Source organism: Paraburkholderia sp. Clong3 (assembly GCF_050436485.1).
Taxonomy (GTDB): Bacteria; Pseudomonadota; Gammaproteobacteria; order Burkholderiales; family Burkholderiaceae; genus Paraburkholderia; species Paraburkholderia tuberum.
Genome location: NZ_JBNDMH010000003.1, coordinates 2,643,554 through 2,656,388, shown reverse-complemented (window position 1 = coordinate 2,656,388; position 12,835 = coordinate 2,643,554). Strand labels below are relative to the sequence as shown.

Annotated in this window: 14 protein-coding genes; 9 read left to right on the top strand and 5 right to left on the bottom strand. The window is 63.9% G+C overall.

Annotation, left to right across the window (positions count from 1 at the left end; translation table 11 throughout):
* Positions 1-112: 112 nt before the first annotated feature.
* Positions 113-580 (bottom strand): universal stress protein, encoded by a 468-nt coding sequence (locus OKW30_RS35555; protein ID WP_429291659.1) that lies wholly within the window; start codon positions 578-580, stop codon positions 113-115.
* 281 nt (positions 581-861) lie between these two features.
* On the opposite strand from OKW30_RS35555, the gene OKW30_RS35550 reads away from it, so the two are divergent.
* On the top strand, positions 862-1,551 hold the full coding sequence (locus OKW30_RS35550) for a FadR/GntR family transcriptional regulator (RefSeq protein ID WP_184063300.1): 690 nt from the start codon (positions 862-864) through the stop codon (positions 1,549-1,551).
* A gap of 55 nt (positions 1,552-1,606) precedes the next feature.
* Here the strand turns inward: OKW30_RS35550 and OKW30_RS35545 are convergent, their stop codons facing one another.
* Positions 1,607-2,200 carry an acyl-homoserine-lactone synthase gene (locus OKW30_RS35545; RefSeq protein ID WP_090807325.1) on the bottom strand — a complete coding sequence of 198 codons (594 nt, stop codon included), beginning with the start codon at positions 2,198-2,200 and terminating at the stop codon, positions 1,607-1,609.
* Positions 2,201-2,356: 156 nt separating this feature from the next.
* Between OKW30_RS35545 and OKW30_RS35540 the strand changes: the two genes are divergently transcribed.
* Positions 2,357-2,674 (top strand): hypothetical protein, encoded by a 318-nt coding sequence (locus OKW30_RS35540; protein WP_013092374.1) that lies wholly within the window; start codon positions 2,357-2,359, stop codon positions 2,672-2,674.
* Here the strand turns inward: OKW30_RS35540 and OKW30_RS35535 are convergent.
* Positions 2,658-3,362, bottom strand: coding sequence for a helix-turn-helix transcriptional regulator (locus tag OKW30_RS35535; RefSeq protein WP_429348928.1), 705 nt, complete (start codon positions 3,360-3,362; stop codon positions 2,658-2,660). The genes OKW30_RS35540 and OKW30_RS35535 overlap by 17 nt on opposite strands.
* 331 nt (positions 3,363-3,693) lie before the next feature.
* Positions 3,694-3,882: a hypothetical protein gene (locus OKW30_RS35530; RefSeq protein WP_184063296.1), complete on the bottom strand. Its 189-nt coding sequence runs from the start codon at positions 3,880-3,882 to the stop codon at positions 3,694-3,696.
* Between the two features lie 56 nt (positions 3,883-3,938).
* On the opposite strand from OKW30_RS35530, the gene OKW30_RS35525 reads away from it, so the two are divergent.
* The 7 genes from OKW30_RS35525 to araD all read left to right on the top strand — a co-directional run bounded on the left by OKW30_RS35525 (position 3,939) and on the right by araD (position 12,130).
* Positions 3,939-4,928, top strand: coding sequence for a dihydrodipicolinate synthase family protein (locus OKW30_RS35525; protein WP_429348927.1), 990 nt, complete (start codon positions 3,939-3,941; stop codon positions 4,926-4,928).
* Entirely contained in the window at positions 4,925-5,869 is a 945-nt protein-coding gene (locus tag OKW30_RS35520) for an SMP-30/gluconolactonase/LRE family protein (RefSeq protein WP_184063290.1), read from the top strand. Before OKW30_RS35525 ends, OKW30_RS35520 begins: the two co-directional genes overlap by 4 nt.
* Positions 5,870-6,117: 248 nt before the next feature.
* Positions 6,118-7,287, top strand: coding sequence for an ABC transporter substrate-binding protein (locus OKW30_RS35515; RefSeq protein ID WP_187631294.1), 1,170 nt, complete (start codon positions 6,118-6,120; stop codon positions 7,285-7,287).
* Positions 7,288-7,457: 170 nt separating this feature from the next.
* Positions 7,458-8,537, top strand: coding sequence for an ABC transporter ATP-binding protein (locus OKW30_RS35510; RefSeq protein WP_429348926.1), 1,080 nt, complete (start codon positions 7,458-7,460; stop codon positions 8,535-8,537).
* On the top strand, positions 8,534-9,421 hold the full coding sequence (locus tag OKW30_RS35505) for an ABC transporter permease (RefSeq protein ID WP_429348925.1): 888 nt from the start codon (positions 8,534-8,536) through the stop codon (positions 9,419-9,421). Before OKW30_RS35510 ends, OKW30_RS35505 begins: the two co-directional genes overlap by 4 nt.
* On the top strand, positions 9,421-10,362 hold the full coding sequence (locus tag OKW30_RS35500) for an ABC transporter permease (RefSeq protein ID WP_184063284.1): 942 nt from the start codon (positions 9,421-9,423) through the stop codon (positions 10,360-10,362). The genes OKW30_RS35505 and OKW30_RS35500 overlap by 1 nt, the downstream gene beginning before the upstream one ends.
* 31 nt (positions 10,363-10,393) lie before the next feature.
* Complete coding sequence (gene araD, locus OKW30_RS35495) at positions 10,394-12,130, top strand: L-arabinonate dehydratase (protein ID WP_429348924.1); 1,737 nt, start codon at positions 10,394-10,396, stop codon at positions 12,128-12,130.
* A gap of 3 nt (positions 12,131-12,133) precedes the next feature.
* On the opposite strand, the gene OKW30_RS35490 is transcribed toward araD, so the two are convergent.
* Positions 12,134-12,739: a short chain dehydrogenase gene (locus OKW30_RS35490; protein WP_429348923.1), complete on the bottom strand. Its 606-nt coding sequence runs from the start codon at positions 12,737-12,739 to the stop codon at positions 12,134-12,136.
* Positions 12,740-12,835: the final 96 nt, after the last annotated feature.

The window sequence follows — 12,835 nt, the reverse complement described above, 5'->3', positions numbered from 1 at the left end:
GGTGAGAAGGTGAGCCGCCGCGGCCTATATCGACGTCGCCCCGTCGACGGGTAGCGTGGCTCGATTCCGGCAAGGCAGGGCGTGGCGTGCCGCCCTGCGCCTGATGAAAGAGTCAGGCGGGTTCCTTGTCGGTGCCCGCGGCGGACGGTACCAGCAGAACCGGAAGAGTGGCCTGGCGCACGCAGCGTTCAGCGACGCTGCCGAGAATCAGCCGCTGAAAGCCACGCCGGCCGTGCGTGCCCATCACGAGCAGGTCGGCGTTGAATTCGGCGGCGGCCTGCAGCACGATCTCGGCGACATCGCCGAGCGACGAAGCCTCGGAGACCGCCGGGTTGCCCTTCACACCTTGCTCGGCCATCACTTTCGAAAACTCGGCACGCAGCTCCTGGCCTTCCTCGATCAGGCGGTTGCGCAGGATCGACGGATCGTAGCCGGGCGCCTCGAAGTACATCGGCGTGTTTTCGACGACATAAAATGGCCGCAACACCGCGCCATTCGATTTGGCGAGATCGAGCGCCGCTTCGAACGCACGGCGCGAGGTATTGCTGCCGTCGACCGCTACAAGGATGCGTGTGTACATATCGGCTCCGCGTCAAAAATGCGTCTGCCACATTGCTAGCCGCGGCAGGTTTATTGATCTTTTATACCAATGAAGCTTAGATGATCGCCGGAAAAGATGCACCGGACCAGGATGTAAATCAAACATTTGCCAAATAATCCGGCGCGGCGCGGACAAAATGGCGGGCGCGGCGGCGTGCGCGAAGCGGCCTAGCATGCTTACAACCCGTAAAACTTTGCTGAAGCCGAAACAGGGTTGGCCTTACAATCAAGCCATATTCAGACAAGCTGGCCAGTCCGCTGATGAACGATCGAAAAACCAAGGGCTTACCCGAGCAGATCTACGGCGACATTCTCAACCGCATCCTCGAAGGCGAGTACAAGGAAGGCGAGCGATTGCCGACCGAGCACGCGCTGGCGGAGCGTTTCGCCACGTCCCGACCGACCGTGCGCGAAGCGCTCGCGCGATTGCGGGCCGACGGCATCATCTCGACGCGGCACGGCTCTGGCACGACCGTCGCGCGGCGCCCCGATCCGGACGTACGCCGCTTCGCGCCGCTCGAAACGCTGTCCGATATCCGCCGCTGCTATGAGTTTCGCATCGTGACCGAGGCGGGCGCGGCCGCGCAGGCAGCGTTGAAGGCCGACGCCGACGACATCGCCGCGATCCAGCACGCGTGGGACGAGCTCGAGCGCATCATCGAGGCGCAGGGGATCGGCGCGAAGGATGACTTCCTGTTTCATCAGGCGGTCGCGCGCGCGTCGAAGAATCCGTTTTTCATCACGGTGATGTCGTTCATCGAGGAGCAGATCCTGTTCAGCATGAACCTGTCGCGCAATCTGTCGCTCGTCAAGACGGTGGAGCGGCAGCGGCTGGTGCAGGCCGAACACATGGCGGTGCTCGACGCAATCCGCCGCAAGGACGCGGCGGGCGCGGGGGCCGCAATGCGCGCGCATCTCGAGAACGCGCTGGAACGGATGTTCGGTTCCTGAGTCCGCGCGCGGGTGAAGGCGTCGCGACTTTTGTCAGGCCGCGCTTCGGCGCGGCTCAAGCAGCGACGGCGACCGGCCCGAACAGCGAGGTCAGCGTTTTCGCGCTCACCGCGACGTCGAGCGCGACGGCCCGCTCGATGCCAATCTGCAGCGGCGGCCCGAGCCGGCTGATGTCGAGGCCGGCTCGGCGCAGCATCCTCTCGATCGGCGTGGTGGTCACCGTGACGTAATGCGTGATGCCCATGCGCTGCGCGAAGCGCATCACTTCCTGAATTGCGCGGATTGTCATATCCGTGAAACCAAACGACTGTTCCTCACCGCCGGTTTCGATCGCCCAGCGGCTCAGTTCCCAGATATGTCGCCCGACCGGCGCGGCCGCGCCATGCAGTAGCTGCGGGAAGGTGTCTTTCAGCATGTTCGGACCTTCGGTCGGCATCAGGCGCCAACAGCCGCGCAACCGTTCGTCTTCGCCCTGAATCAGCATGTAGTACGGCCCGAGCGCGTCGTAGCCGTCTATCTCCATTCCCGCGATGGTCGGAATTTCCCAGCCGAGCCGGCCGTGAAAGACACGGGCGCGCAAGCGGTACATCTCGTTGATCAGTTCGTTGTCGAATTCCTGCCGGAGTCCAATTCGGATCGTGGTTTGCATGACGTTCTCCTGTACGCGTTGGGGGGCTGCCAGATACGCAGGAAAACTTATGCATTCTGAATCTTTGCGCCACCTACCTACCTGGATAGGTGTGGATGCTTATCGGGTATATCAGAATTCAGACTCGTCTCCGCCCCCAACCTACAAGGGTCCAAAATGGAACTCCTCGACAATCACTGGCAACCGCAAACCCACCTCCAGGCGCGTCCTTCGGAGGTCTCTTCGGCAGTGGATCGGGTTCTGATCATTGCCTATCGGAAGAAGAAAAAAGAGAGCCAGCGCCGTTTCTGGGCTCGCTTCGGCGTCACGCAATCGCGCGGCAGCCGCTTCGAGTCGGGCGCGGAGATCCCGGCGCCGGTGTCGATCCTGCTGGGTCTGTACTTCATGAAGACCGTGTCGGACGCCGATCTGGGTCGCGCCGAGCGTGTGATGTACAGCCGCGACGCGGCCGCGCTGCTCAACCCGGGTCAATAAGCCCAAGCTGCGCCGCGATCACGGCTGCCGCACGCCGCGAATTCACGCCGAATTTCGCCCTGATGTTTTTCATATGGAAGTTCACCACCGCTTCCGAGCAACTCAGGATGTGAGATATCTCCCGCGTGGATTTGCCGCGTGCGGTCCATTTCAGACATTCTCGCTCGCGCGGCGTGAGCTTCGGCATCAAGGTCTGCGCATGTGAATTCAGATGCTGTTTGCTGGTGTCGATCACCAGGTCGCGCAACAGCACGAGGTTCGGCAACGCGGCGTTCACATGGCGCCTGAACCCGTCTGACGGCTTGTCGTCATTGACGAAGCACATCATGCCGGCTTCCAGATTCGGCCCATGAATTGGCAGCGTCACGCCCGCGCCGAGGCCGTACGAGCGAGCTTCCTCATACAGGGATTGCTGCGCCGGGCTGGCGAAAATCTCGGGCGTCCAGACCAGCGGCGATGAGCGTGACAGGCAGTGTGCGACCGTCGGATCGATATGCGCCATGCCTTGCTCGTCGTACGTCTGGCGCCATGCCGGTGCGTAAGTGCTGCGCAGGTAAGCGTCCTCGAGACGCATGGTTGGCCGCGGCAGCATCGCGACCAGAATCTTGTCGAAGCCCCACGTTTCGGCAAAGCCCGTAATCACGCCGAACCATTCCGCCTCGTCGGCGGCGTCCAGTAGCGGTGCCATCTGCTCGATAAAGTGTAGCGACAATTTTTTGGCTCTCTCAGGCTCGCAAACATCCCGTTCGCGGTTATTGGCAGACAAACTTCGGTCCGCTCTTTTGGTCCGCATAATCTATCACTAAAAACTCGAACGCAATGCGCCGGTGCTCCGCGGGGTAAACGATAGCCGCCACGTGATAGCAACGCCGGCGTCGCCTATTATTATGCTGATTGAAATAAATCTTTAACCCGGCCGGGCTTCTCGGGTGCGCGGCGCGGCTAATCGGCATCCGGCGACAGATTTTAATATGTTTCGTTGACAGCATTATTTCGTCGCGCTTTAAAATAAATCGTATTTACTCGATTATCCGGGAAAGCGGGTTATTGCTCGCCGTGTCCTTGTTGCCAAAAAAAGCCTGCGCCGATTCCGCTGGCTGCGGGCCCGCTTCATTGTTATACAAAAGGAAATTTCGTGATCGGCTCCCGCGCAATTCGCCGCCGACGGCATGCCGGGCGATCGTCACGCGCAGGTTGTTTGACAACATTGCGATGCCGATGCTACCGTGAAACCTCCGCCTGGCGCGTTTCCGCGTCAACCATCATGAACGAATCACCGCTGAGCGACGGCGAGTTCGCCGCGTCGGTCATGGCCGTGCCGCCGCTCGCGCGCCGGACCGACTACACGCTCGACCCTGCCCAGAATCTCGCGCTGATCCGCCATATCGAAGCGGGCGGCGTACGCACGCTACTGTATGGCGGCAATGCGAACCTTTATCACGTCGCGGTCAGCGAATACCGCGAGCTGCTGGACCTGCTCGCCGAGGCCGCGGGTCCCGGGACACGGGTGATTCCGGCGCTGGGTCCCGACTACGGCAAGATGCTCGATCAGGCGCGCATCCTCGCGCAGACGCGTTACCGCACGGCGATGGTGCTGCCGCTCGGCGGCTTCACGACGCCCGAGGGCGTCGAGACGGGCCTCACGCGGATCGCCGACACGGCCGGCATGCCGCTCACGCTGTATATCAAGAGCGAAAACTACGTCGCTGTCGATACGCTCGCGCGGCTCGTCGAGCGTGGGACGCTGAGCGCGGTCAAGTATGCGATCCCGCGCGACAACCCCGCTGACGATCCGTATCTGCGCCGGCTGTTGCAACGCGTGCCGGCCGCGAAGATCGTATCGGGCATGGGCGAGTGGCCGGCGCTCGTGCATCTGCGCGAGTTCGGGCTCGCAGCGTGGACGACCGGAAGCGGCTGTATCGCGCCGAGCATGGTGATGGCGCTGCTGCGCGCGGTGCAAAGCGGCCGGAGCGCCGATAGCGCCGATAGCGCCGATAGCGACACCGCCCAACGTCTGCACGATGCGTTCATGCCGCTCGAAACGCTGCGCAACGACATCTCGCTGATCCGCGTGCTGCACGATGCAATCACGTTCACGGGCCTCGCCGACATGGGGCCGCTGCAGCCGCTGCTCAGTTCGACACCGCGCGAGCATCATGCGAAGATCGCGCAGACCGCGCGCACGCTGCTCGCTCTCGAGCGCGAGTTCGCGGCCACCCAATCGAACCGCTCCGACACGCAGACAACCCCATGACCGATCACAGCCGACGCTATCCCGATCCCTCCATCCGTGTGTTCGATCCGCGCTTCAAGTCGTTGATCATCGCGTCGGCGTCGGTCGAATGCTTGCATCAGGGCACGCGCTGGTCGGAGGGGCCGGTGTGGTTCGGCGATGGCCGCTATCTCCTGTGGAGCGACATTCCGAACGACCGCATCCTGCGCTGGGACGAAACGACGGGCGCGGTCAGCACGTTCCGTCAATCGTCGAACAATGCGAACGGCCATACGCGCGATCGCGAAGGGCGTCTCGTCAGTTGCGAGCACCTGACGCGGCGTGTGACGCGCACCGAGTACGACGGCTCGATCACCGTGCTCGCCGATCGCTATCAGGGCAAGCGCTTCAATTCGCCGAACGACGTAGTCGTCAAATCGGACGGCTCGATCTGGTTTACCGACCCGACCTTCGGCATCGAAGGTTTCTACGAGGGCGAGCAGCAGCAGTCCGAGCTGAAGGCGTGCGTGTATCGGATCGACGGCCAGTCGGGCGAGGTGTCGATGGTCATCGACGACGTGCTCGCCCCGAACGGTCTCGCGTTCTCGCCGGACGAATCGCTGCTGTACGTGGTCCAATCGCGCGGCGAGCCGCGCAAGATCCGCGTATTCGATGTCGAGGCCAATGGCAAAGGCACGACGCTGTCGAACAACCGCGTGCTGATCGACGCGGGTCCGGGCACTCCGGACGGTTTTCGTGTCGACACGCATGGCAACTTGTGGTGCGGGTGGGGCATGGGCACCGACGAGCTCGACGGCGTGCGCGTGTTCAGCCCGCAAGGCGAGCCGCTCGGCCACATCGCATTGCCAGAGCGTTGCGCGAACGTTTGCTTCGGCGGACGGCATCGCAACCGTCTGTTCATGGCGGCGAGCCACGGGTTGTATTCGCTGTTCGTCAATACGCAGGGCGTGCGCGGAGGTTGAGCAGTTGTCCGCTAACCAGACAACATGTATTGCTATCGCGGCGAGGGCTCGGGTTTGCCCTTAACCCGCGGTGCCGGGCATTGAACGACAAGGATTTCAGGTTAAACGAGCCATTTTCTCGCCCGACTCACACTCTCGACTATTTGCTTGACATCGGCTGTTGCGCTTCGCTATGTTCCCTTGGTAGAAAGACACCGCCCGCAACGCATCGACCAGCGGGCTTCCATACCAAGAAGCGAGGAGACGCAATGACTGTTTCGCACAGGTTGTCGTTCAAGCTGGTATCCGTCTGTATCGCCGCGAGCGCGGCGTTCACCCTTGCCGCGCACGCGGCCGATCCGGTCACGATCAATATCGTCGACGTGGCCGGCGATCTTCAACTCACGCAGAAGGGCTTCGAGGCGTTCAAGGCGAAGAATCCGAATCTCGTCGCGAACATCACGTTCACGAACGCGCCCGCGCCGCAATTGCCCGGCAAGATCAAGGCGATGCAAGCCGCGGGCCGCTCCGACATCGACCTCGTTTTGACCGGCACCGACGCGCTCGCGGCCGGCATCGAACAGAACCTGTGGATCAAGCTGCTGCCCGACAACGCGGCGCAGTTCCCCGGCGTGCTCGACAAGTACGCGCCGGGCCCGCGCAAGATGCAGGATCTCGCGCAAGGCTACGGGCTCGAGGTCGCGTATATGCCGGCTGGTCCGCTGCTCGAATACAACCCGGCCAAGGTCAGCGAGCCGCCGAAGACACCCGAGCAACTGCTGCAATGGTGCAAGGCCCACCCCGACAAGCTGATCTACGCGCGGCCGGCCAATTCCGGTCCTGGCCGCACGTTCCTGATGGGCTTGCCCTACGTGCTCGGCGACAAGGACCCGCAGGACCCGGTGCACGGCTGGGACAAGACGTGGGCGTTCCTGAAGCAGTTGAACGACTGCATACCGTACTATCCGGGCGGCACCTCGGCGGTGATGAAGGAACTGGGCGAAGGCACGCGCGACATGACCGTGACCGTGACCGGCTGGGACATCAATCCGCGCGCGCTCGGCATCGTGCCGGCCGAATTCCGCGTACAGCCGTTCGACAACATGACGTGGGTCAACGACGCGCACTACATGGTGGTCCCGAAGGGCGTGCCGAAGGAAAAGCTCGACGTGCTGTACAAAATGATGAACTTCATGCTGGAGCCCGCGCAGCAGGCGCTGACCTACGACGACGGCTACTTCTATCCCGGCCCCGCGATCAAGGGCGTCTCCGTCGAGCAGGCGCCCGCGCATAGCCAGGAGGTACTGCAAAAGTATGGCCGGCCCGAATACGCGAAGTTGTTGGCCGATCGTCCGCATGCTTTGCCACTGAATGCAGCAGCGATGGTCGCCGCCTTCAGGAAGTGGGATAGCGACATCGGCGCGCAGAAGACCCGTTAGGCCTTCTCCATTGCGACGGAAAACGAGGCGAAACGCAGCGCGGCGTGAGGTACCGCCGCGCTGCATGTTTTCAGCGATCACGCGCCTCGGCTTAACTGCCTGATGCGCCGCGCCCACCGCACGCGCGGCACTCGCGACATCCGTCGCCTCACGCGGATCAGGAAACCGCCATGAAGCATCACTTTGAGCAGTTGCGGCTCGATTCGGTGAGCCGCAGTTTCACCAACGCGCAAGGCCACGCGATCGCCGCGCTGCAGGGTCTCGATCTGACGATCCGGCGCGGCGAGTTCATCGCGCTGCTGGGGCCGTCGGGTTGTGGCAAATCGACGGCGCTGAACTGCATCGCCGGATTGCAGCCGCTCACCGGCGGCGGCATCTGGCTCGACGAGCGGCGCATCGACGTGCTGCCGCCGGAAAAGCGCGGCTTCGGCATGGTGTTCCAGAACTACGCGCTGTTCCCGCATATGAGCGTGCTGGAGAACGTCGGCTTCGGGCTGAAAATGCGCGGCGTCGGCAGAAGCGAGATCGCGCGCCGCGCACGCGAGGCCTTGAAACTGGTGCAACTGACGGGGCATGAGCACAAGCTGCCCGGCCAATTGTCCGGTGGCCAGCAGCAGCGTGTCGCGATCGCGCGTGCGATCGTGATCGAGCCGCCGCTGATCCTGATGGACGAGCCGCTGTCGAATCTCGATACGAAGCTGCGCATCGAAATGCGCGCGGAAATTCGCCGCATCCATACGCAGCTCGAACGCGCGACGCTGTACGTGACGCATGATCAGGACGAAGCGCTGTCGATGGCCGATCGCATCGTCGTGATGAGGGAGGGTGTCGTGCAGCAGGTCGCGAGGCCGAAGGAGGTCTATACGCGGCCGCGCAATCTGCATGTCGCGCGCTTCATGGGTTATCGCAATGTCGCCGAGTTCACGCTGGAGGGCATGCAAGGCGATGGCGTCGTGGTCAGTGCCAACGGCGTGCGGCTCATCGGTACGCCGATGGCCGGCTTCGACGGCAAACGCGTGAGTGTCGCGCTGCGCCCCGAAGACATGGAGCGCGCCGAGCCCGGCGCCGCCAACGCGTTCGAGGCGCTGATCGACGCGGTCGAGTACGGCGGCCACGATTCGCTGCTGCGCGTGAAGACCGCGTTCGGCGACGTGTGGGCGCGCGTGACCGGTGAATGCGCGGAGGGCGAGCGCATCACGCTGCGCGTGCGGCCGTCGTGCGTGCTCGTCTACGACGCCGAGGCCGCATGAACACGCCGACGCTTGTCCCCCCGCTTACGTCCCGCGCGCCGCGCGATGCCAAGGCCTGGCTCGTCGCGCCCGCGCTGCTCTTTATCGTCGCGCTGTTCATCTATCCGTTCGGGTATGGTCTCGCGCTGTCGTTCCGGCCGATGAACGGCGGCGGCGTGTGGGCCAACTATCTGACGTTCTTCACCGACACGTCGATGTGGCCGACGATTCTCGTTACGCTGAAGCTGTCGGTGCCGGCCACGCTGATCAACGTCGGCGTGTCGGTGCCAGTCGCGTTCGCGCTGCGCCGCTACTCGCGGTATCAGAAGATCGTCACGACGCTGTTGGTGATCCCGGTGACGCTCGGCACCGTGCTGATCGCCGACGGCATGCTCACGTACTTCGGTCCGCACGGCTGGCTGCCGCAGGCGTTGCAGGCGCTGCATCTGTACACCCAAGAGGTGCGGCTCACGCACAACTTCACGGGCGTGTTGCTGTCGCTGATCGTGTCGGGCTTTCCGTTCGCGTTTCTGCTGACGCTGTCGTACGTGACCGGCATCGACCCGACGCTCGCAAGCGCGGCCGCGACGCTCGGCGCGAGTCCGTGGCAGCAGTTTCGCCGCATCTATCTGCCGCTGCTCGTGCCGGGGCTCACGATGGCCGCGTGTCTGTCGTTTGTGCAGGCGTTCTCGGTGTTTCCGTCGGCGGTGCTGCTCGGCGCGCCCGCGGGTCCGACGCGCGTGATGTCGATTGCCGCGGCCGAAGCCGCGTTCGAGAGCTACGACTATTCGCTCGCATCGGCGATCGCGATGGTGATGGGCTTCGTGCAACTGCTGGTGGTCGCCGCGCTGCTCGGCGCGCGCCGCTGGTTCTATCGTGGTCCCGTAACGGGAGGCAAAGGCTGATGACGACCGATCGTCGCGCGACGCAGCCCGACTGGTCCGCGTCCACCTCCGCTTCCGCGGCGCCTCAGCCGGGCGACGGCGCCCGCGAGCCAGCGCAACGTGCGCGTCAGCGCGCGAATCTGCCGGGCCGCATCTGGCAGGTGCTGGTGTGGGCCGTGATGGCGTTCTTCCTGATCAACGTCGTGCTGCTGATTGCGACCGTCGCGGTGAATTCGATCGCGACGCGCTGGTTCGGCACCGCGTTGCCGCAAGGCTTCACGCTGCACTGGTATGCGCAGGCCTGGAGCGACTTCCAGCTCGCGAGCGTGCTGTGGGTGACCGTGCAGGTGGTCGGCGCGGTCGTGCTGCTGTCGGTGCTGCTCGGCGTGCCGGCTGCGTATGCGCTCGCGCGCGTGCAATTCCGCGGCAAGCGCCTTGCGATGCTGATCTTTCTGCTGCCGTTGATGGTGCCGCCCGTCACCTACGGCATTCCGATGGCGACCGCGATGTACAAGGTCGGACTCGCCGGCACGCTATGGGGCGTGATTCTTGCGAATCTCGTACCGGCGCTGCCGTTCGTGATTCTCGTGATGACGCCGTTCATCGAGCAGATCGATCCGAATCTCGAAGCGGCCGCGCGTATTTTCGGCGCGAACACGTTCCGCTATTTCCGTTACGTGCTGCTGCCGCTGCTCGTGCCGGGCATGCTGGCGGCGGGGCTGCTCGTGCTGGTGCGCACGATCGGCATGTTCGAGCTGACGTTTTTTACGGCCGGTCCGGCCACGCAAACGCTGGTGGTCGCGTTGTACTACGCTGTGTTTTCGACCGGCGTGCGCGCGCCGCAATCGATCGATGCGATGGCGATGATCTATATGGCGATCACCTTGGTCTGGGTGCTGATCGCACTACAATTCGTGAGCCCGACGCAGATCGTGTCCCGCGTGAAAGAACAGAGGCGCTGACGCATGGTCGGCGCCAATCGTGGAGTAGACGTTGACGAAGAGAAAGACCCCCGAGGAATTGCGTAGTCATCGCTGGTACGGCGCGAACGATCTGCGTTCGTTCGGCCACCGCTCGCGCACCGCGCAGATGGGCTACAACCGCGACGAATACGCGGGCAAGCCGGTCATCGCGATTCTGAACACGTGGAGCGAGATCAATCCGTGCCACACGCATTTCAAGCAGCGCGTCGAGGAAGTGAAGCGCGGCATCTGGCAGGCCGGCGGCTTTCCGATCGAGCTGCCTGTGCAGACGCTGTCCGAGCCGTTTCAGAAGCCCACCACGATGCTGTACCGCAATTTCCTCGCGATGGAAGCCGAGGAGATGCTGCGCTCGTATCCCGCCGACGGCGTCGTGTTGATGGGCGGCTGCGACAAGACCACGCCCGCTTTGTTGATGGGCACGATCTCGATGGATCTGCCCGCCATCTTTCTGCCTGCCGGCCCGATGCTGCGCGGCAACTGGAACGGCGTGACGCTCGGCTCGGGTTCCGACTCGTGGCGCTACTGGGCCGAACTGCGCGCGGGCACGCTGACGCCGGACGACTGGCAGGGCGTCGAGGGTGGCATCGCGCGCTCGCCCGGTCACTGCATGACGATGGGCACCGCATCGACGATGACGAGCGCGGCCGAAGCGCTGGGCTTCACGCTGCCCGGCTTCGCGTCGATTCCCGCGCCCGATTCGCGGCATGCGCAGATGGCCGCGAAAACCGGCATGCGTATCGTCGAGATGGTGTGGGAGGATCTGAAGCCGTCGGACCTGATCACGGCGGCATCGGTCGATAACGCGGTGACGACTTGTGTCGCGCTGTCCGGGTCGACCAATTCGGTCGTGCATATGATCGCGCTTGCACGGCGCGCGGGCATCGAGTTGACGCTCGACCGCTTCGACGAGATCGCGCGCCGCACGCCCGTGCTCGCGAACATCAGACCGACCGGCGCCTATCTGATGGAGGACTTTTTCTACGCGGGCGGTTTGCGCGCGCTGCTCGCGGAACTGGGCGAACTGATCGACGGCTCGCAGAAAACCGTGAACGGCCGCACGCTCGGCGAGAACCTTGCCGGCGCGCGCATTTTCAACGACGACGTGATCCGCCGCCGCACGAATCCGCTACTGCGCGACAGCAGCCTCGCGGTGCTGCGCGGCAATCTCGCGCCCGACGGCGCCGTGATCAAGCCGGGCGCGGCCGAGCCGCATCTGCTCGTGCATACGGGCCGTGCGGTCGTGTTCAGCGACTACGACGACATGGCCGCGCGCATCGACGACGACGCGCTCGACATCGACGAAAGCTGCGTGCTCGTGCTGCAGCACGCGGGGCCGGTCGGCGCGGGCATGCCCGAATGGGGTCAACTGCCGATTCCGCGCAAGCTGCTGCAAAAGGGCGTGCGCGACATGGTGCGCATCTCTGACGCGCGGATGAGCGGCACGAGCTATGGCGCGTGCGTGCTGCACGCGGCGCCCGAGGCATTCGTCGGCGGGCCGCTGGCGTTGGTGCGAAGCGGCGATCTGATCGAGCTCGATGTGCCGCGCCGCAGGCTGAATCTGCTGGTATCGGACGAAGAACTCGCGCGCCGCAAGGCCGCGTGGGTCAAACCCGCTGCGCGCTTCGAGCGCGGCTATGGCGCCCTGCATCAGGCGCACGTGATGCAGGCGGATCAAGGCTGCGATTTCGACTTCCTGCAGCGCGGCGGCGTGAGTCCCGATAGCTCGGGCGAGCCGGAGATTCACTGAGGTTCAATACCCCACGCGATACACGCGCCCCGTCTGCGCCCCTTCCACACTGCGCAGATAAGCAAGCGCCGCGCGTTGCGCGCTGACGGGCTCGAAGCCGCGAAAGAACGGCGCGTAAGCTTCCATCGACTCGGTCAGCACGGTCGGACTCACCACGTTGATGCGCAGCCCGCGCGGCAGTTCGATCGCGGCGCCGCGCACGAAGCCCTCGAGCGCGAGATTGACGGTCGTCGCGCTCGCTCCCTGCGGGATCGGCTCGTCGCCCAGAATGCCGCTCGTCAGCGTGAACGATCCGCCGTCGTTCACATACGGCAGCGCCGCGAATACGACGTTGATCTGGCCCATCAGCTTGTCGCGCAGCCCGACCCGGAACTGCTCGATGCTCATCTGCTCCAGCGGACCGAAATGCACCTTGCCGGTCGCGGTGACGACGCCGTCCACCTTGCCGATGTCGCGAAACAGCCGCTCGACGCTCGCCGGGTCCGTGCTATCGACCTGATATTGCCCGCGCGTCGCGCCCACTTCGATCACTTCGTGACGCGCCTTCAGCTCCGCGCGGATTGCCTGGCCCAGCGTGCCCGTGGCACCGATGACGACGATTCTTTTCATCCGCAACTCCGTTAAACGAACCCACGTTAAACCAAGCAAAGCACGCACCAGAATAAAACGGTGCGTGCTGCGTGATTGCCTGATAAATCGGAATAA